A 19,742-nucleotide genomic window follows, 5' to 3' on the forward strand; every position below is an offset into this window, starting at 1 on the left:
TCGAACAAAATATAACCAAAAAAAAGCCCACATTGCGTCTTTAACAGGTCGCCCGAGAGGAGTATTATTTGCGTCCTTTTTCGGCAGCCCAGAGCTTTTGATTTGTGGTTCAGATTGGCCCTTACAAACTTCGTAACAACTTGATCCTTGCGCCAATGGCCGGTGTGACGGACAGACCGTTTCGCCAACTTTGCCGACAATATGGTGCGGGTCTTGCGGTCTCGGAGATGGTCATCGCCGACCCAAGCTTTTGGAAAACCCGCAAATCGAAACATCGTTTGGACCACGAGGGCGAAAAAGCCCCAATATCGGTTCAAATTGCTGGCGGCGATGCCCAGATGCTGGCACTTGCAGCAAAGCTTAATGCCGATCAAGGCGCCCAAATTATTGATATCAATATGGGCTGCCCGGCCAAGAAAGTGTGCAATAAAGCCGCGGGTTCCGCTTTGATGAAAGATGAAGCGCTTGTCAAAGACATCTTAAACGCCGTTGTGAATGCAGTAGAAATCCCAGTAACGCTCAAGATCAGAACTGGCTGGGATCAACAAAGCAAAAACGCAGAAACAATAGCCCGAATGGCGGAAGACTCAGGCATTCAGGCTTTGGCTGTTCACGGCCGAACCAGAGCCTGCGCCTATAGGGGTGAGGCGGAGTACGACACGATACGCGCGGTCAAGCAAGCCGTTTCAATTCCGGTGTTTGCAAACGGAGATATCACCTCTCCCGAAAAGGCAAAACAGGTCTTGAACTTCACCGGAGCGGACGGACTGCTAATAGGACGCGCGGCTCAGGGAAAACCATGGATTTTTGAAGAAATAGAGCACTTCCTGGCAAAAGGGACTCATTTGCCGCCGCGCGCTACCGAAGAGCAAAAAGCAATTATGCTGCAACATGTCAGTGAACTTCACTCCTTCTATGGCGATGTCATGGGAGTCCGGATCTCACGCAAACATGTTGCCTGGTATTTGCAAACACGACCAGATGGTAAAGCGTTTAGAAAGATTTTTAACACCATTGATTCAACTAACGAACAGCTTGAAGCTATAACCAGTTACTTTGAGCAGTCACTTACCCAAGGAGAAGCAGCAGCATGAGTTCTCAAATGCTAGCCGACAACCACGAAGCACAACAAACACAAATCGGCCCAGCGGCAGAAGGCGGAACAACCTTGCGTGACGAGGTAGAGAAAGCGCTGAGCAACTATTTTGCTCAACTAGACGGCGCGCCTGTGACCGACGTTTACCAACTAGTGCTTACTGAAGTAGAAGCACCTCTTCTCGAGCAGGTACTAAAGTACACCCGTAACAACCAAACTAAAGCCTCCGTTTTGCTTGGCCTTAATAGAGGTACGCTTCGCAAGAAGTTAAAGCAATACGGTTTACTGTAAAACGAAAAGCATCAAAAAAGGGCGGGATTATCTCGCCCTTTTACGTTCTAAGCAGAAGTAAAATTGGAATTAAGTATGACGACCGACCCTCGCCTAGCACCCGTTAAACGCGCCCTAATCAGCGTCTCCGACAAAACCGGAATTGTTGAGTTCGCAAAAGAACTTGTCGATTTAGGAGTAGAAATTCTTTCTACCGGCGGCACCTTTAATCTTCTTCAGAAAGAAAGCGTGCCCGTCACTGAAGTTTCTAGCTATACCAACTTCCCTGAAATGATGGACGGTCGAGTGAAGACACTTCACCCCAAAGTACATGGTGGCATCCTGGGCCGTCGAGGCCAAGACGATGCTGTCATGTTAGAGCATGGTATTGATGCAATCGACATGGTGATCGTGAATCTTTATCCGTTTGCACAAACCGTTGCAAAAGAAGACTGCTCTATGGATGACGCAGTTGAAAATATAGACATCGGTGGCCCAACCATGGTCCGTGCCGCAGCGAAGAACCACGCATTTGTGAATATCGTCGTGAATGCGGCAGATTATGCCCCACTAACCGAAGAATTACGCGCCAACAACGGCTGCACCCGTTTCGATACTCGCTTTGATCTCGCAATTAAGGCCTATGAGCATACCGCGGCCTACGATAGCGCGATTGCCAATTACTTTGGAGAACGCGTAAAAGGCGGCTGCAGCAAGCTACCGCGCACAATCAATCTAAACTTCAACAAAGCACAAGACATGCGTTATGGCGAAAACCCCCATCAAGCAAGTGCATTCTACGTTGAAGAAAATATTCAAGACGCGTGCATTGCGAACTCAAAGCAACTCCAAGGTAAAGAGCTATCCTATAACAACATTGCAGATACCGACGCCGCACTTGAGACCGTTCGGCTGTTTAACGAGCCTGCCTGCGTAATCGTCAAGCACGCGAACCCATGCGGAGTCTCTGAAGCGGAAAACATCCATACCGCTTATGAAAATGCCTACGCGACCGATCCTGAGTCGGCTTTCGGCGGCATCATCGCCTTTAACAGAGAGCTTGATGGAAAAACCGCGCAAGCGATTGTTGATCGACAATTTGTCGAGGTAATTATCGCGCCGTCTGCAAGTAACGAAGCAATTGCAGCGGTAAGCACCAAGAAAAATGTTCGCCTACTTGTTTGTGGAACGCTAACGAAAGCAAGTCCTGCGATGGATTACAAACGCGTTAATGGCGGAATCCTTGTTCAAGAGCGCGACTTAGGAATGATCAATCTTGGTGAGATTAAGGTAGTTAGTCGCCGTCAACCAACCGAAGACGAGTTACGAGATGCATTATTCACCTGGAAAGTTGCAAAGATGGTGAAGTCAAACGCCATTGTGTATGGCAAGAATCTACAAACAGTGGGTGTTGGTGCAGGCCAGATGAGCCGTGTAAATTCAGCTCGTATTGCGGCAATCAAGGCAGAACATGCTGGCCTTAAAGTAGCTGGCTCCGTGATGGCCTCAGATGCATTTTTCCCTTTTCGGGACGGCATTGATAACGCGGCAGACGCTGGTATTGCTTGCGTGATTCAACCAGGCGGTTCGATGCGAGATGAAGAGGTCATCAAAGCGGCTGACGAGCACGAAATGGCGATGATCTTCACCGGCATGAGACACTTTAGACACTAATCGTAATTGATGACACGAGCGGCTTCCTTTGAACCTTGTTCACCTATACTATCTCAACAGATTCATTTCATAATTTGCCAGGTAGTTTCTCGTGTCAGATTACGCTCGCTTTACAGTCCGTGGATACCATCTTGACCAATATGGTCATATGAATATCAACGCTTACAATACCTTTATGGAGGAAGCTCGCTGGCGTCTTTTTGAAAACTACAACGCTATTGAGTTTTTTTCCGAGCTTGAACTCGCCCTCACCCTAGTAAACAGCAACGTCGATTACAGGCGTCCGTGTATGCTGGGCGACATGCTCGAGGTTCAGACCAAAGTGATGAAAATCGGTACATCGAGCTGTAAAGTCCAACAAACAATTTTTACAGACGGCGGAGACAAAAAAATAGCTGAGGCAGAACATACTTTTGTTCTTATGGACAAAGGTACGCTGAAGGCAACTAGCATAGAAGGCAAGGCACGCGAAAAACTAGAACAGATCGCTCAGGTTTTCTAGTCAACAAACGCTCACTGCAGTCTCTTTGATCTAACCTTTCATCTCAGTTATCCTTTCGCCCCTAAAAAACATGCCAAAGGCCTGAATTCATGAATGTTTTAGTTGTAGGAAGCGGCGGTAGAGAACACGCGCTCGCGTGGAAAATCGCACAAGACAATGACGTTAAAGCTGTATTTGTTGCACCGGGAAATGCCGGCACCGCGACAGATGAAAAATTACAGAATGTCGCGATTGATGTCATGGAGTTTGAGAAGCTCGCTCAATTTGCCAAAGAGAATGATGTCTCCCTCACCGTAATCGGTCCGGAAGCGCCTCTTGTAGAGGGCATCGTCGACTACTTTGAAACGCAGGGTCTTGCGTGCTTCGGACCAAGCAAAGGAGCCGCGCAACTCGAGGGCTCAAAAGCATTCACAAAAGACTTTCTAGCCAGACACCATATTCCTACTGCGGACTACCAGAACTTTACGCAAGTCGATGAAGCGCTTGCCTATCTTAAGAAAGTGGGCGCCCCTATCGTTGTTAAAGCGGACGGCCTTGCCGCTGGCAAAGGCGTGATCGTCGCGATGACACTGGATGAAGCAGAAGCCGCTGTGAAAGACATGCTATCTGGAAACGCTTTTGGTGAAGCTGGATGCAGGGTCGTCATAGAAGAGTTTCTAACGGGTGAGGAAGCAAGCTTTATCGTCATTGCTGACGGAGAGGACTGCATACCGATGGCGACTAGCCAGGACCACAAACGCGTCGGTGATGGCGATACCGGTCCGAACACAGGTGGCATGGGAGCATATTCCCCAGCCCCAGTCGTCACTCAAGAAATTCATAATCGCATTATGGAGCAAGTGATCAACCCTACGTTGAAAGGCATGAAGAGCGAAGGAAATCGTTACCGGGGATTTCTCTATGCAGGTCTAATGATTACATCTGAAGGTCAGCCAAAGGTCATCGAATTCAACTGTCGATTTGGTGATCCTGAGACCCAGCCAATCATGATGCGTCTGATATCTAATCTCGCTCCTCTTTGTTCGTCGGCAATAAGCGGAACACTTAATCAGGAATCCCCTATTTGGAATGACAAACCGGCTGTGGGCGTAGTGCTAGCTGCTGGAGGATATCCGGGCAGTTATAAAAAAGCGCTTCCAATCGAAGGGCTAGAGAAAGCGAAATCACAGAATGGAAAAGTGTTTCACGCCGGTACGAGCTTAGAAGAGAACCAAGTTGTCACAAGTGGTGGTCGTGTGCTGTGCGCTACCGCATTAGGCGACACAGTGTCAGAAGCCGCTCAAGCGGCCTATACGCTAGCAAACAACATAGACTGGAAAGATATGTTTTATCGTAAAGACATTGCCTATCGGGCGATTGAACGCGAACAACAAAACGAGCGTTAAACGTTACTGCACGCTGCGCATCGACTAAAGCGCAGCGTGCAAATTTCGAATCAAGCTTTCAGTTTCTTCCCAACCGATACACGCATCGGTAACCGATTGACCATAATCCATATTGGCACTGATATTTTGGCGGCCCTCCGTCAAATAGCTCTCTAGCATAACCCCTTTGATCGTATCGCAGCCTGCGGCCTTCTGCGCAATAACATCGGACACCACGCTCGCCTGTCGAGTATGGTCTTTACCTGAATTTTCATGACTACAATCCACTACAACAGACGGATAAAGCCCCGCACTCGCCATCAACTTCTTGGCTTGAGCCATGTGAACAGCATCGAAGTTAGGGCCGTGTTTGCCACCCCGTAACACCAACTGCCCAGAACCATTACCAGTAGAGCGGATATGATGAATTTGACCATCCTGACACATGGAAAGAAAACTATGCGGTCTAGCCGCAGAAAGCAACGCATGAATGGCCACATCTAAGCCACCATCGGTGCCATTCTTAAACCCCACTGTACACGGCAATCCACTCGCCATTTCTCGATGTGTTTGTGATTCTGTCGTTCTTGCACCTACAGCAACCCAAGCCAACAGGTCATCAAGATATGGAACGGCCAACGGGTTTAACGCTTCCGTTGCAATTGGCAAACCCAAAGTAACGATTTCTCTAAGCAATTGCCGACTCTTTTCAAGGCCTAGCGCCAGATTATCCGAGCCATCCATCAGCGGGTCATACAACATGCCTTTCCAGCCAACCGTTGTTCGGGGCTTCTCAAGATAAGCACGCATCACAATCAATAACTTGTCACTATACTGATCAGCAAGCACAGCGAGTCGCTTGGCATAATCAATCGCAGCCGCGTCACAATGCAAAGAGCACGGCCCCACAATTACCAACAATCGCTTATCTCGTCCAAGAACAACATCCTGAATCTCGGATCGTTGGCGCTCTATCTGCGCCAACAAGTCTTCTGAGAGAGGCAGGCGATCTTTCAGCATCTTCGGACTGCTCAAGGGTGTAAGTTGCGGCGGCTCAAGCACGACGTTTGACTGGGTTTGAACTTGACTCATTGTTATTTCCTTTTAAAAAAAAACCTCGGAAGGAGGCGCCAACCGAGGTTCTTTTTCGGAGGCGCTTTATTGGCCTCCCCTATTCGCTTGTTTAGCTGGGCACGACCAAATCTTGGTTAAAACCAAAATAAAAGCTAAAGTGCCACGCAGCCGCAGACGACAAACATAATGCTCGCAAAGCAGTTAATGATGTGTGTAAGTTCGTCTTGTTCATGCCGCTAACGTTATACTCGGATTAATGATTTGTAAACAGCTGACCCAAACTTTTGCGTCATAGCAAACATACGTCGAGAGACTCTCAGCACATTTGACTAGGAAAAGAAATGATGACGGATATTGATGCTGCACTCACGCTGGCCAAGACGACCGCAATTGAAGCAGGACAGCTTATTAAGAAAATGCGGAACGAAGGTGCGCTCCAACATCAATACAAAGATCAGCAAGAGCTCGTCACTAATGCAGATCTCGCCGCCGACAAGTTCATTATCGAACGCATCAAGCAGGTCTTCCCAAATCATCGCTTTCTAACCGAGGAGACGTGCACAGATAAGAGCATCAGTCACAACCTAGATTCGCCAATTTGGATCGTAGACCCGATTGATGGAACAGTAAATTATGCACATGGGCATCAAATGGTGGCCGTTAGTATTGCGTTTGCATGCGATGGAGATGTGCAGTGCGGCGCTGTTTACAATCCATTTATGGATGAATTGTTCTCAGCACACAAAAGGGGTGGCGCACAATTAAACAATAGAAGTATCGAGCCAAGCGGGGCAAGCAACTTACGTAAGGCGTTGTTCGCAACGGGATTCCCCTATAACAAAAAAGACCTTGATCCCATTTTGCCACGTGTTGATCTAATGCTTCGCCATTGCCAAGATATGCGGCGGTTAGGTAGTGCCGCACTGGATATTTGCTGGGTAGCCTGCGGCCGCCTTGATCTCTATTTTGAGTCGTTAAGCCCGTGGGACTTTGCTGCGGCAAGGCTGATTGCGCTAGAAGCCGGGGCGAAATGTGGGCACTTTTCAGAGGTGCCAAACCACATTCCACCAGCTATCTACCATCAAAATCTCTTGGTATCTACGCCAGAACTTTATGAGCAAAGTAGAGCACTTCTCGCCCCGACGGCCTGAGCTGTTTGAGTTCTAATTAAGCCGCCTGAAACACACCACCAGCCAAGATTGGCCAGTGATTCGCCCAATGTGCTGTCGGCTTCACTTTAAACTCACTTCGCACGTACTGGTGAATCCGACCCTCAACATTCACCAGCAAAAGATTTGCACTCGCCGCCGGGCTAAGCTTCCGCGCGAGCGATTCTTGCGCCTCTCCATCCTTAATCATCTGCTTGAGTTCGGTCTCAAGCCTTTGAAAAAAGTGTTCGGCGCGCGTGCGCACTTTCTCACTCTCTCCGGCAAGCGCATCGCCTGCTAGAATACGACACATACCCTGATTCTTTTCACAAAAAGCAAGTACTAACGTGAGCGTTTTTTGGAGCTTATCCAGAGCGTTCTGCCCCTCTTGCTTGATACGGTTAATGCGAGTAAAAACCGTCTCTTCAATAAACTCAATCAAACCTTCATACATCTTCGCCTTACTCGGAAAGTGTCGATACAAAGCGGCCTCAGTAACACCAACCTCTGCGGCAAGCTTTGCGGTGGTGATGCGCTCCCCGAGATTATCTTCAAGCATGCTTGCCAAAACCTGCAAGATTTGTTCTTTTCTGCTCACTTTATCTTTCTTTGCCGGGGCCATAGTTGCGGCACTCCCTGTTTTGTTTTTTGAAGTTGGCTTAAATCAAGCCTTCTAATGGCGAAGATGCTGAGGCGTATAATTTTCTCGGCATACGGCCAGCCAAATATGCTGCACGGCCGCTGTCTACAGCTAGCTTCATTGCATGCGCCATCATTATAGGATCTCTTGCAGCAGCAATGGCGGTATTCATCAGTACGCCATCACAGCCAAGCTCCATTGCAATAGATGCATCCGAGGCCGTACCAACGCCCGCATCCACTAAAATAGGGACATTCGCGTTTTCTAAAATCATATGGATATTGTGCGGGTTGCGAATCCCAAGACCGCTCCCTATTGGTGCCCCAAGCGGCATTACCGCAACGCAACCGATCTCTTCCAGTTCTTTGGCAATTAACGGATCGTCTGTTGTGTACACCATGACTTTAAACCCGTCTTTAACGAGCGTCCTGGCTGCAGCAAGAGTCTCAACAACATTTGGATAGAGCGTTTTCTGATCACCAAGCACCTCGAGCTTCACGAGGTCATGGCCATCCAGTAACTCGCGGGCCAATCGGCAAGTACGTACGGCATCATCGGCGTTATAACAGCCTGCAGTATTTGGAAGAATCGTATACTTGTCCGGCGACACCACGTCCAAAAGATTTGGCTCGTCAGGGTTTTGACCTATATTGGTTCTACGAACAGCAACTGTCACGATTTCCGCGCCGCTGGCCTCAATTGCCAACCGTGTTTCTTCTAGATCTTTGTACTTTCCCGTCCCTACTAACAGACGACTTTTATACTTTTCGCCTTCTATCTCTAGAACTCCGGTATCTAATCCCATTTTACTTCCTTTCCTATTGGCTAACCGCCACCAATCGCCTGCACAACCTCAACCAGATCACCTTCCTGTAACGTGATTTTCTCATGCTGGGCTTTGGGGACAATCTCTTTATTGTGCTCAATCGCGTAACGTTTCCCCTCTAAAGAAAGCGCCTTTGCGATCGCTAGTAAGTCTGTGCCAGCCTCACATTCGTAAGGCTCGCCATTTAGAATAATCTTCACGATTTAACTTTCCTCTAAAAGCTCAGGCTTGCCCATGCTCCATGCACCTCTTGCCGCAAAGAACCAAGCTAAAAGAAACAAAACTCCACCCACTGGAGTAATCATTCCTAAAGACGCCAAACCGGTAAGCGCCAAGGCATACAAGCTCCCACTAAACAACACGACACCAAAGAGCATGAGCGACATGGAGACACTCAAGTAACGGCGTGCCTTTTCTGTTCTCGCCAAAGACGCCAACAACACCAAGACCAACATCGCTAAACTATGGTACGCCTGATACTCCACACCCGTTTGAAAAACAGACAGCATTTTCTCTGACAAAGAGTCCTTCAAGGCATGCGCTGCGAAAGCGCCAAGAGCAACCGACAACCCAGCACCAATGCAACCTAGTACTAAAAAATGGTGGTGTATTATTCGCATCTTTCAGATCGTGACGACGTATTATTTATCATTATTTGCAGCAAAATACAGTCCGCTGCGTGCTCTGCTCTATTCCTAGACGCTTGTTCGTTCCAGCGTATCTAAATTCAGCGCTGTAAGTTTTCCGCCCCATACGCAACCTGTGTCGATCGCTTGAAAACGTGCATCTTCGGTCTGTCCTTCTAAGGCAGCCCAGTGGCCAAAAACAATGGTCCACTTCCTTGATGTTGGTTGCTTAAACCAAGGGGCGAAACCCAAGGGCGTCTTATCGAGCCCCTCTTTGGCGCTCAACTCCAGCGCTCCACGCTGATCAATAAACCGCATGCGCGTCAAGTAATTGGTAATCACCCTCAAGCGATCTTGCCCCTTAAGACTATCATCCCAAACAGCCGGCTGATTCCCATACATTGCATTGAAATAAGCCTCGTATCGCTTCGCGTCTTCACTGGCCAACACTTCATGCACTTCATTCGCGTATTTTATTGCATGCTTGATCTTCCAGATATGCGGAACACCAGCGTGGCTCATTACCAAATGCCGAGCTTTATCAACGCGGATCAAAGGCTGCCTTCGCAACCACTCCATCAGCGCATGACAATCTTCAGCCTCAAGTAACGATGCCAAAGTATCTTTCTTCTTAAGTAAGTGCTTACTATAGTAGCAAGCAAGAAGATGCAAGTCATGGTTTCCCAAGACAATTTTCGCTTTGAGACGTTTAGCGAGGCGCAAACAGTTGAGCGAATCAGGACCACGATTCACCAAATCGCCTGCGAGCCACAGCTCGTCTCTTTCTGACGCAAAATCGACCGCATTGAGAAGCTTACGAAAAGACGTATAACAACCTTGAAGATCGCCTATTGCATACACGGCCATGGGTTACTCGTAGCTCACAGGGTCTATCGCATTATTATCAGCAAAAGCCTCAAGCCGCTCCTGACATGCACCGCATGTACCGCATGCTCGTTCTCTGCCTTTGTAGCAAGTCCACGTTTTGGAGTAATCCAAGCCATATTTCAAACCCTGCGCGAGAATTTCTCCCTTAGTGGCATTTAAAAATGGCGCGACAATATCGACCGGCTCATAGTTAGCAATCCGAGCGACATCGGCCATCTTACGCACAAATTCAGGCCGGCAATCAGGGTAGATCGCGTGGTCTCCACTATGTGCTCCATAATAAACAAAACCGGCATCAATTGAGACTGCATAGCCAACAGCGAGCGAGATCATGATCATGTTCCGGTTTGGTACCATGGTCGACTTCATGCTCTCCTCTTCATAATGTCCGTCGGGTATTTCAATATCATCGGTCAATGATGAACCCAGAAGCAGCTGATGTATGGCCGTGATATCGACTATTTTGTGTGGAATCGCCAAGTCGTCACAAACCTTTTGTGCATAGTGCAATTCTTTCGAGTGTTTTTGCCCATAATTAAACGAAACGGCATAGACTTGCTTTCCCGTGCGGACGGCGTCATGCAAAACGGTGAAAGAATCCATACCACCCGAATAGATCACAACGATCTTGTCACTCATTTATGTTACTCCTGAACAGTTCGTTGGCATTCTAGCTTTTGCATTGCAAAGCGCAAAGTAAAGTTAATCAGACAAGGTTTACTCTCGACTTGTCGCAAGTTCTTGTTCGCACTTCTCAGTTTTTAAGCTAATCTGCTGTGATCAATTGCGACATGAACTAACTCTGGCTACCATAGCCAGCCATTAAAGCCTTCTTGTTTTTAAGCGCCACATATTATGTCAGCTGTTTTTCCTATCTTTATTGATTTTGAAGCTTCAAGTCTCGATCTGATCGAGAGCTACCCGATTGAGGTAGGTATCTGCATGCCGAACGGTGACACACACTCTTGGCTCATCAAACCCCATATTTTATGGAAAGACTGGTCCGGAAAAGCAGCCAAAATTCACGGCATATCGCGTGAGGAGCTGGAAGAAAATGGTACAGATTGTGTCGACGTCGCGACTGCGCTAAACAGCTTGCTTGGCAATGCATTGGTCTATTGCGATGCATGGACCTTTGATAGCTTTTGGCTTCATCGGCTTTTCAAAACATCAGGACTCAAACACAGCTTTCAGATCGAATCGGTGAGCGCACTATTAGATGATGCGCAGATCGAGCGCTGGCAAGATGTGCACAATCAAGCTATTGAAGAGATGGCTTTGGAACGCCACCGAGCTTCAAATGATGCTCGCATCCTTCATGAAACCTTCAAGCGCGTCACGCAAGTCTGAAGGAGCGCACAGTTTTTGAACAATAGCGCTTAATCGGCGCTTGCTACCGCTACAAGCCCACCCAGAAAATGATAGACTCGGCGCTTCATTAAGTCGTAACGATCCAGCAGTCTCGTGAGTGTTATATATGCAGAATTTCTCTAAGCTGAGCGCGCTGTTTGCGTCAGCTTTCCTTCTTAGCGCCTGTGAACCGGCATTCGAAACCACCGCTCAAAAATGTGCCGCTGGCCAAGATATTCAAGTCGTCATTCCAGCGCCGGACCCCAAGTTTCAAATATTCACAGATGCCGACGAATATCCGCTCTACCTTCGTGAAGCAATCGAGACTATGACGCCTTCCAGCGTACTTTCGGCTGAAGAGCAGGCAGCCAAGGACTTTATCGATCAACAAATTAGTGACTTCTTGAGTTACGACAAGTCTGGCGATTTAGTTACAGGCGCAAGAAACCCCCTGGACTTTCTTGAGAGTATCGTGTCAACCACTGATCCAGGCGTTGAGATAGAAGCATTTGCTATTGCCAAAAACCAGGTAGCACAAGGCATTGCCGATGATGACGATTTTTGCAGCTATCAGAATGATGACATTCGCATAGTCGACACAGACGCGGATGCAACAACGTTAGCCTTTGCTGAGCTCGCGATGAGCTACAACCCTTTTACGCGCATCGTTCAGCAGTCCATTATCGTTGCCGAGCAGCGTGAAGATCTAGAATCTTCAGCATCACGAGAATCCGTGCCGTTCATTGGCTTCTATCAGGCGCTCCCAGAGAACTTCAAAGCAAATGGTTTTACCCAACCTGAAGTCAGACAACTTATCGCCAATAACGGTAGCGGTTTTGCGCGCCTTTCATTCGATGATGGTGAGGATACAGAGCTCGGCCAGCTGCTGCTGGATTACAACAACGAGTACTGCGACACCGACCGCACAAATGATGACCCGAGCACATGGGAAGACTGCCCTTCAGGCACAACTACTCGGGTACCATCAACGGATGTCGGCGGAGCATGCGATGCGGAGGCAAACAAGCTTGAAGAACACAGCTTCGATTTAAACTCCGTTCACACTGATCTGAAGCGACTTCGCGTAGAAGTGGACTACACCAGCAACAAAGCAGGCGAGGTGCGCATTTACGTATCGGAATATCGAGAAGCCATCTACGGTGCCGACGCGAACGGACTCAACCAAAGCATCATTATCAAAGACCCAACAGACTGCGAAAAACAAGCCGTGCTTGATCTGCTTGCGGATGCCAATCCTGGCGTTGGCGTTCGACTAACGTTCGTTACGGATACCGGTTATGACATCACCTATGAAACAGATGCAGATGGTGAACCGGTACTCGATAGTGATGGCAACCAAATTATCTCGGCTGAACCGATTCCCGCGTATACCTACCAAGGTACAGCAGGAGCCATCATTCCCTAAAATTTCAGCAGCATTTTGCCTGCCCTCTGCTATATTTGAAGCATCAAATTAGCGAGGACAGCAATGTGTCGAGCCCTTCTATTGCCCACGTTATAAACGAGTTCATGAGTTTCAGCGAGCTGTTAGACGATGCTTATTGGGAAGCATCGAGCATCTCGGATAAAGATTTTATCTACGACATTGCGAGCATGTTCTCGCAAGAGATCGGAGAGCTAAACAAACTCAGCATCCAAGATCACCACTACCCCTACGAATTCATTACGGAAGGCATTCGCCGAATTGGGTCGAAAGTGGAAGAATTGGATGAGCGTCTCGCAGCGCTTATCCCCAGAACAAAGACCTACATTGATATGCGAGATATCCTTTCGAATATTCTCGCCATTCTTGAAGAAGCAAGAAGCTAGAGTCGGGCCTAAAAACCGACTAGCACCGGCCGCGTGTAATGGTCCACTAACAGAGCGACGAACAATAGCATCAGATACGTAATCGAGAATTTGAAGGTATTAATCGCATCGTGCTTGTGCTTGTTTCGAATCATCCTTACCGACCATTGCATAAAACGTGCGCCCAACAGTAACGCAGAGACCAAGTAAACCTCACCGCTCATCCCAGTGATATACGGCAACACAGTCACCAATAACAGAATGACGGTGTAGAGCAAAATATGTAGCTTCGTAAAACGCTCACCATGCGTTACTGGAAGCATGGGAATACCTACCTTTGCATATTCTTCTTTACGGTGAATCGCTAGCGCCCAAAAATGTGGTGGCGTCCAAGCAAAGATAATCAACACCAGCAACAAAGCATGCGGATCTAAATAGCCTGTTGATGCAGTCCATCCTAACAACGGCGGCGCCGCACCGGCCAAGCCGCCAATAACAATATTCTGTGGCGTCGCACGCTTTAAATACATGGTATATATCAGTGCGTAACCGATTAAAGAAGCAAGCGTGAGCCAGGCTGTTAGGGCATTTACCCAAACCATCAGCACAAGCATACCAAGGGCACCGATGGCCGCGGCAAATATCAGAGCCGAAGCACTATCGACCTTACCAACAGCAAGCGGTCGATTGCGGGTCCGAGCCATGTGTACATCAATTCTCTGATCAACAACGTGATTAATCGCAGCCGCGGATCCAGCCATTAATGCAATGCCTAAATTTCCTAGAATCAAAGCTTGCCAGGAAGGCAAACTGTAAGTCGCCAACAGCATCCCCACCACAGAGGTCAGCAACATGAGCGCGACTACTTTAGGCTTACAGAGTTCGAGATAATCCTTCCAGGAAGCGGAAGCGGGCGCTCCCCCTATCATTGATGTTGCTTTCATTTCTTCCTCCCATCTTATTATTTTTCTAGACGATGTAATTGGAAATTAAGATTGACCATGCTTAACAACAACAAAGCACCTACTGCATTATGCGCAACTGCAACGGCTAAAGGAACTAACAGGATCACATTGCTCAAACCGAGCAGCACTTGTGCAATCAAAATAACCAGCATCGTAATGACCCCGCTACGCACTGCGGGAACGGTCTTTAGCCGCCACAAGCGCAGCGCCATCCAAAGCAGATAAGCAACGAGAACGATGGCGCCGATCCGATGTGCGACCTGAATGGCGACTCGGCTCGCATTATCCATGGTGCCGCCCAAATAATTTGGGCCAACCTCTTGGGTAAAATCAAACCCCTTCGCAAAATCCATTTCAGGCCAAAGTGAGCCCTGACAACCTGGCAGTTCATCCCCACAAGCAAGCGCCGCATAATTAGAGGCTGTCCACGCCCCCAAAAAGATTTGAAGAACAACCAAAATCAAACCAAACATCGCAAAGCGCTTCAAAGGCTTGAGAAGAGATAAGGCCTCGTTAAGTCCCTTACTCATCGCGCCAGAACCGGTACGAAGCACCAGCAGAAACAAAAGGGACAGTGTCGCGAACCCTCCGAGAAGGTGTGCGCTGACAACTTGCGGCCAGAGCTTGAGCGTTACCGTCCACATACCGAACAAACCCTGACAAATCACCAACGCTAGCAGGCCATAAATATGCCAAGTCGGTAATGCTGATTCCTGAGCCGAGTATCTTATCTGTCTCTGCGCCCGAAACGCATAGATAGACAGGCATAAGATGACAAACCCTAAGCTACTCGCAAAATAACGATGAATCATCTCTGGCCAACCTTTTTCTACTTCAACCGGCGCTTCAGGGAACCGTGCTTCTGCGATTGCTATTTTCTCAGGCGACTCTGGAACAGTAAGAAAGCCATAGCAGCCTGGCCAATCTGGGCAACCAAGACCCGCATCCACAAGCCTCGTCCAAGCGCCGAGCATCACGACCACAATAGCGAGCAGCATCGATAACAAAGCCACTCTATAGATTCTCTTCCGATGCATCGTAAACCTCTTTCGTTCTAACCGATATTTGACAGCTTAAGTAGCTTCTTCAAATCGTCTTTAAGGTCATAACCACTATGTGAGGTATCGTAATGCAGAATCACGTTGCCAAGTGGGTCGCTTATCCAAAGCTGCCAAGTGGAATTCGCTTCGCTGTTGATGATTCTTGGCAGCGCAGCTTGCACCTTATGGTCTATAGGTAGGTATTGAAGCTCTGGGTAGTCTTCTGCAAGCACACTGCGAAAAGTCTGTTCGTCGGGCGTCATAAACACTCGGGCGACACGCCCCTGCTCTCTAGCCATTAAAATATTTACCTGTCGAGCTGTATGCGCCATATCCTGACATACAACATCACACTCACCGCTGCCGGTCTGAATCAACAACCACTTTCCCTGAGTTTCCTTATATAAGCCGTCACTCGTCGGCTGCAAGCCAAAAGCAGCCAACGATAAAGCAGGAGCAATTAGCTCACCTTTATTGGTCTTACCTGTTGGTATGGCGAAGCTGCCAAAGTACATAAGCATTGCCAGAATGACCGGAACGCCCGCCACCGCAAAAATAGCCAATAATTTAAGTTGGTTGCGACGACGTTGATGCTCTGAATTAAGTTGTAGTGTTTCAGTACTCACAAGATACTCCCGTACTTCCTGATCTATTATTCTTGATATTGTTTGTCGGCCCTTGGCCATAACTTAAAAGTGGTAAAACATGCCAGTAGCAATAAGGCAAAGGACATTGAAAACCATTGCAAGGCATAGCCCTGATGCTTTTCCGGATTCATCATCTGATAGTCCCAGTACACATCTTCGGCACCCACAACGTCCCCTGAAAAAAGCCGGAATTCGCTGTTCGTAACAAGCCTAGTCATAAACAACTGTTCAATGGCCGGCCAATCAAGCCCCTGAATACGCCAACTGTTTTTCCCATCTGATTCAAGGCTACTCTCAAACACGGTCAGTTGCTTATCTGGCCAATAAAAATAACCGTCCAAAGCAACACTGCTATTCGCTGCAGAGGGCAAGCCAACCTCCGGAAATTCGCTGCGATACTTTGGTGCCGGCAGCCAACCTCGGTTTACCAATAAGAACTCACCCGTTTCGGCCTCAAACAGAGTCAGCAATTCGTAACCCACACGTCCTTTTTTTTGGCGGTTATCCAGAAGCAAGTGCCGATCCAAATAACGCCCTCTTAATGTTAACCGCTCAAAGCGCTTGGCCGTTTCGTCTGAAGCAAAAGCGCGACTGATCGCACTTGTTCGTTGCTGCTGCTCTGCGAGTAACAATCGTTTTTGATCAGCTCTGTCTAGCTGCCAAAAACCAAGCTTTAGCATCAAGGGGAAAAAAATAAGGAAGAACAACCAGACCAGAATTAGAGGTTTTGCCGCGCCTTTACTTCGTCCAACCATACTTCTCATACTACTCTTGGCTTTGAAGTGCTTTGCCTCGCAGGCTACACTGCAGCCTCCTATCAAATAAAAAGAACCGACAACATGTTAAAAATCATCATTGCCGTGCTCTTGATTGGCGTTGTTATCAGTCTGTTTAGCGGCCTATTTTTCTTGGTTAAAGACGACAGCAAATCAAAGCGAGTTGCTCATTCCTTAACAGTACGCGTCTTTCTAGCCGCACTCATTGTCTTGGTCGTTCTTTATGCCTTATGGACGGGGGAGTTAAAACTTAACCCCTCGCCCATCTGATCATTCGGTTTGCTTCTTAAAGAATATAAACAAGGAAAAACAGACCTAGCCAAACCACATCGACAAAGTGCCAATACCAACTGGTTGCCTCAAACGCAAAGTGGTTATCTTTGTCAAAGTGCCCTTTCCGAATACGGAAGTACATAATAATCAGCATGATTGTGCCCAGCGTCACGTGCGCACCATGGAACCCCGTAAGCAAGAAGAAGGTCGTACCATAAATACCTGATTGCAATGTCAAATCTAGGTCGTTATACGCCTCAACATATTCTTCTCCCTGGAAAAATAAGAACACCGCGCCGAGTGCAATTGTTGCAAGCAAAAAACCTTTCAGCTTCGCGCGATTACCATCTTTCAAAGCGTGATGTGCGATCGTCACGGTCACACTCGATGCTACAAGCAAGATAGTGTTCAACAACGGCAAATGCCAAGGGTCAATTAAGGCCTTAGGACCAGGGAACGTAGTGTTATCCGGGTTCACCATTAACGGCCACGTTGCTTGAAACTCGGGCCAAAGCAATTCACCGGTTGATGCATTGCTGCCCTCACCGCCGATCCATGGCACGGAAAAGACCCGCACATAAAACAGCGCACCGAAAAAAGCGGCAAAAAACATCACTTCCGAAAAAATGAACCAGCTCATTCCCCAGCGGAATGATCGATCCATCTGCTCGCTGTACATGCCAGCACGGCTTTCTTGGATAACGTGGCCAAACCAGCCGAACAGCATATACGCCATAATCAATGAACCGACAAAGAACATTAACCAAGACATGCCGGTGCTCTCACCAGCAGAAGCTGCGTTCATAACGCTTCCTGCGCCCACCAGTGTCAAGAATAAACCGATGGTTGCAACGATAGGCCAACGACTCTGCGCCGGCACATAATAAGATGTTTCTGCACTCATTTATCTAGACTCCTATTCTCATTCAAGACGCGCTAAACCGCTCGCGGACGTCCAATTATTATTTTCACAGTGCTGCTTGTTGTAAGGCTTGCTCCAAGTCTTCGGGTGCCAAAGTTTCAGTCTGATCAAACAGGGTGTATGACAACGTCAATGTACCCAGATGCTCGGGCAACGATTCATCGACCACAAAACGCAGAGGCATCAACACCTCTTCCCCGGGCTTTAACACTTGCCGGTTAAAGCAAAAACATTCTGTTTTATGGAAAAAATCCGTACCTTCGGATGGCGAGAGGCTTGGAACTGCTTGCGCAACCATGGGCTTACTAGTCGGATTTTTGGCATAAAAATCGACAGCGATCATGGCTCCGGGATGCACGCTCACCTGATAATCAACTGGGCGAAACTCCCACGGCATATTCTCATTGTTTTGTGTAACAAACTGAACGCGAACTTGACGCTCTGCATCGACGATATGCTCTTCTACAAGAGAAGCATCATATCGGCCTGAGGTTTTGCCATTCAGTCCAGTGATGTCACAAAAAACGTCATAAAGGGGGACCATCGCAAAGCCAAAACCAAACATGGCCACAACAGCAAAAAGCGACTTTAGAACGGTTCTTTTTGTTGCCTGGTTTTGCATATGCCTCCCCCTTAACTTCGTACAATACTCACTACGATTGACTACTTCACCTCAGGCGGTGTAGAAAATGTGTGGTAAGGCGCGGGAGACGGAATAGTCCACTCTAGCCCTTCAGCACTTTCCCAAACCTGATCTGTCGCCGGCTCTCCGCTTCGAATCGTCTTTATGACAAGGTAAAGAAATAGCAACTGCGTTGCGCCAAACATAAACGCGCCAACAGTCGATATGCTATTAAAATCTGCAAACTGCAACGCGTAATCTGGAATACGCCGCGGCATACCAGCCAGCCCCAAGAAGTGCATTGGGAAGAATGCGAGATTCATACCCACAAACGATAACCAAAAATGCAATTTGCCCAAGGTCTCGCTGTACATCCGGCCGCACCATTTAGGCAGCCAATAATAAACAGCCGCGAAAATACCAAAGATAGCTCCTGGTACGAGAACGTAATGGAAATGTGCAACAACGAAGTACGTATCGTGATATTGGAAATCCGATGGCGCAATCGCCAGCATCAAGCCTGAGAAACCTCCAATGGTAAACAGCACCACAAAGGCAATTGAAAACAGCATAGGCGTTTCAAATGTGAGAGAGCCTCTGAACATGGTGGTGATCCAGTTAAAGACTTTTACCCCAGTTGGCACTGCAATCAACATAGTTGCATACATAAAGAACAGCTCGCCAAATAAGGGCATGCCAACCGTAAACATATGGTGCGCCCAAACGATGAACGAGAGTATTGCAATGGATGCAACTGCGTACACCATCGAGTGATAGCCAAACAACCGTTTACGCGAAAATGTTGGAATAATCTGACTCACCACTCCAAAAGCAGGGAGGATCATGATGTACACCTCAGGGTGCCCAAAGAACCAGAAAATGTGCTGGAACAGAACTGGATCACCACCACCTGCCGCATTGAAGAAGCTCGTACCGAAGTGAACGTCCATTAGCATCATGGTGACAACGCCAGCCAATACCGGCATAACAGCGATGAGCAGGAAGGCTGTAATCAACCATGTCCAGACAAACAACGGCATTTTCATTAGCGTCATGCCCGGCGCACGCATATTCAAAATGGTTGCGATAACGTTGATCGCCCCCATAATCGAAGAGATGCCCATCATATGCACACCAAAGATAAAGTAAGTCACTGTATCAGGGGCATATGTTGTGGAAAGAGGCGCATAGAATGTCCAACCAAAGTTGGGTGCGCCGGATATGGCCTTG

At 48.0% G+C, this 19,742-nt stretch carries 24 protein-coding genes; 10 read left to right on the forward strand and 14 right to left on the reverse strand.

Features of this window, described 5'->3' with window-relative positions:
- The first annotated feature begins 104 nt into the window (after positions 1–104).
- The 5 genes from dusB (at position 105) to purD (ending at position 4,927) form a co-directional block, all read left to right on the forward strand.
- Complete coding sequence (gene dusB, locus A3750_RS17305; RefSeq protein WP_082863337.1) at positions 105–1,094, forward strand: tRNA dihydrouridine synthase DusB; 990 nt, start codon at positions 105–107, stop codon at positions 1,092–1,094.
- An 8-nt stretch (positions 1,095–1,102) separates the two neighbouring features.
- Positions 1,103–1,387, forward strand: a complete 285-nt coding sequence (gene fis / locus A3750_RS17310; protein ID WP_369819912.1) for a DNA-binding transcriptional regulator Fis — start codon at positions 1,103–1,105, stop codon at positions 1,385–1,387.
- A gap of 75 nt (positions 1,388–1,462) precedes the next feature.
- Positions 1,463–3,040, forward strand: coding sequence for a bifunctional phosphoribosylaminoimidazolecarboxamide formyltransferase/IMP cyclohydrolase (purH, locus tag A3750_RS17315; RefSeq protein ID WP_068458059.1), 1,578 nt, complete (start codon positions 1,463–1,465; stop codon positions 3,038–3,040).
- 91 nt (positions 3,041–3,131) lie between these two features.
- Entirely contained in the window at positions 3,132–3,542 is a 411-nt protein-coding gene (locus A3750_RS17320) for a thioesterase family protein (protein ID WP_082873377.1), read from the forward strand.
- An 89-nt stretch (positions 3,543–3,631) separates the two neighbouring features.
- Positions 3,632–4,927, forward strand: coding sequence for a phosphoribosylamine--glycine ligase (gene purD / locus A3750_RS17325; RefSeq protein WP_068465691.1), 1,296 nt, complete (start codon positions 3,632–3,634; stop codon positions 4,925–4,927).
- Between the two features lie 24 nt (positions 4,928–4,951).
- On the opposite strand, the gene A3750_RS17330 is transcribed toward purD, so the two are convergent.
- A complete protein-coding gene (locus tag A3750_RS17330; RefSeq protein ID WP_068457032.1) occupies positions 4,952–5,998 on the reverse strand; it encodes a 3-deoxy-7-phosphoheptulonate synthase in 1,047 nt (348 codons plus the stop codon).
- A 323-nt stretch (positions 5,999–6,321) separates the two neighbouring features.
- Between A3750_RS17330 and A3750_RS17335 the strand changes: the two genes are divergently transcribed.
- On the forward strand, positions 6,322–7,131 hold the full coding sequence (locus A3750_RS17335; protein WP_197466345.1) for an inositol monophosphatase family protein: 810 nt from the start codon (positions 6,322–6,324) through the stop codon (positions 7,129–7,131).
- A 16-nt stretch (positions 7,132–7,147) separates the two neighbouring features.
- Here A3750_RS17335 and slmA read toward each other — a convergent pair whose 3' ends face one another.
- From slmA to queC, 6 genes are all read right to left on the reverse strand, one after another.
- Positions 7,148–7,750, reverse strand: a complete 603-nt coding sequence (gene slmA, locus A3750_RS17340; RefSeq protein WP_068457029.1) for a nucleoid occlusion factor SlmA — start codon at positions 7,748–7,750, stop codon at positions 7,148–7,150.
- A gap of 37 nt (positions 7,751–7,787) precedes the next feature.
- Positions 7,788–8,573, reverse strand: a complete 786-nt coding sequence (locus tag A3750_RS17345; RefSeq protein WP_068457027.1) for a thiazole synthase — start codon at positions 8,571–8,573, stop codon at positions 7,788–7,790.
- 20 nt (positions 8,574–8,593) lie between these two features.
- Positions 8,594–8,794: a sulfur carrier protein ThiS gene (gene thiS, locus A3750_RS17350; RefSeq protein WP_068457024.1), complete on the reverse strand. Its 201-nt coding sequence runs from the start codon at positions 8,792–8,794 to the stop codon at positions 8,594–8,596.
- A gap of 3 nt (positions 8,795–8,797) precedes the next feature.
- Complete coding sequence (locus A3750_RS17355; RefSeq protein ID WP_068457021.1) at positions 8,798–9,214, reverse strand: DUF423 domain-containing protein; 417 nt, start codon at positions 9,212–9,214, stop codon at positions 8,798–8,800.
- A gap of 75 nt (positions 9,215–9,289) precedes the next feature.
- Positions 9,290–10,087 (reverse strand): symmetrical bis(5'-nucleosyl)-tetraphosphatase, encoded by a 798-nt coding sequence (locus A3750_RS17360; protein WP_068457019.1) that lies wholly within the window; start codon positions 10,085–10,087, stop codon positions 9,290–9,292.
- A 3-nt stretch (positions 10,088–10,090) separates the two neighbouring features.
- Positions 10,091–10,747, reverse strand: a complete 657-nt coding sequence (queC, locus tag A3750_RS17365) for a 7-cyano-7-deazaguanine synthase QueC (protein ID WP_068457016.1) — start codon at positions 10,745–10,747, stop codon at positions 10,091–10,093.
- 216 nt (positions 10,748–10,963) lie between these two features.
- On the opposite strand from queC, the gene A3750_RS17370 reads away from it, so the two are divergent.
- The 3 genes from A3750_RS17370 (at position 10,964) to A3750_RS17380 (ending at position 13,288) form a co-directional block, all read left to right on the forward strand.
- A complete protein-coding gene (locus A3750_RS17370; protein ID WP_068457012.1) occupies positions 10,964–11,458 on the forward strand; it encodes an exonuclease domain-containing protein in 495 nt (164 codons plus the stop codon).
- A 127-nt stretch (positions 11,459–11,585) separates the two neighbouring features.
- Complete coding sequence (locus A3750_RS17375; protein ID WP_068453800.1) at positions 11,586–12,884, forward strand: hypothetical protein; 1,299 nt, start codon at positions 11,586–11,588, stop codon at positions 12,882–12,884.
- A gap of 65 nt (positions 12,885–12,949) precedes the next feature.
- Positions 12,950–13,288: a hypothetical protein gene (locus tag A3750_RS17380; protein ID WP_068453798.1), complete on the forward strand. Its 339-nt coding sequence runs from the start codon at positions 12,950–12,952 to the stop codon at positions 13,286–13,288.
- Positions 13,289–13,296: 8 nt separating this feature from the next.
- Here the strand turns inward: A3750_RS17380 and cyoE are convergent, their stop codons facing one another.
- Genes cyoE through A3750_RS17400 form a run of 4 tightly spaced genes read right to left on the reverse strand, consistent with a single transcriptional unit; the run spans position 13,297 to position 16,683 of the window.
- Entirely contained in the window at positions 13,297–14,211 is a 915-nt protein-coding gene (gene cyoE, locus A3750_RS17385; RefSeq protein ID WP_068453795.1) for a heme o synthase, read from the reverse strand.
- Between the two features lie 17 nt (positions 14,212–14,228).
- Complete coding sequence (locus A3750_RS17390; protein ID WP_068453794.1) at positions 14,229–15,269, reverse strand: heme A synthase; 1,041 nt, start codon at positions 15,267–15,269, stop codon at positions 14,229–14,231.
- A 17-nt stretch (positions 15,270–15,286) separates the two neighbouring features.
- Positions 15,287–15,898 (reverse strand): hypothetical protein, encoded by a 612-nt coding sequence (locus tag A3750_RS17395; RefSeq protein WP_068453791.1) that lies wholly within the window; start codon positions 15,896–15,898, stop codon positions 15,287–15,289.
- Between the two features lie 26 nt (positions 15,899–15,924).
- Complete coding sequence (locus A3750_RS17400; protein WP_082863104.1) at positions 15,925–16,683, reverse strand: SURF1 family protein; 759 nt, start codon at positions 16,681–16,683, stop codon at positions 15,925–15,927.
- A gap of 75 nt (positions 16,684–16,758) precedes the next feature.
- On the opposite strand from A3750_RS17400, the gene A3750_RS17405 reads away from it, so the two are divergent.
- Positions 16,759–16,965 (forward strand): twin transmembrane helix small protein, encoded by a 207-nt coding sequence (locus A3750_RS17405; protein ID WP_068453788.1) that lies wholly within the window; start codon positions 16,759–16,761, stop codon positions 16,963–16,965.
- Between the two features lie 16 nt (positions 16,966–16,981).
- Here the strand turns inward: A3750_RS17405 and A3750_RS17410 are convergent, their stop codons facing one another.
- The 3 genes from A3750_RS17410 to A3750_RS17420 all read right to left on the reverse strand — a co-directional run.
- Positions 16,982–17,872, reverse strand: a complete 891-nt coding sequence (locus A3750_RS17410; RefSeq protein ID WP_068453784.1) for a cytochrome c oxidase subunit 3 — start codon at positions 17,870–17,872, stop codon at positions 16,982–16,984.
- A gap of 64 nt (positions 17,873–17,936) precedes the next feature.
- Positions 17,937–18,512, reverse strand: coding sequence for a cytochrome c oxidase assembly protein (locus tag A3750_RS17415; RefSeq protein ID WP_068453782.1), 576 nt, complete (start codon positions 18,510–18,512; stop codon positions 17,937–17,939).
- A gap of 41 nt (positions 18,513–18,553) precedes the next feature.
- On the reverse strand, positions 18,554–19,742 hold a 1,189-nt coding region (locus A3750_RS17420; protein WP_068548520.1), incomplete at its 5' end, for a cbb3-type cytochrome c oxidase subunit I.

Source organism: Oleiphilus sp. HI0079, from assembly GCF_001635105.1.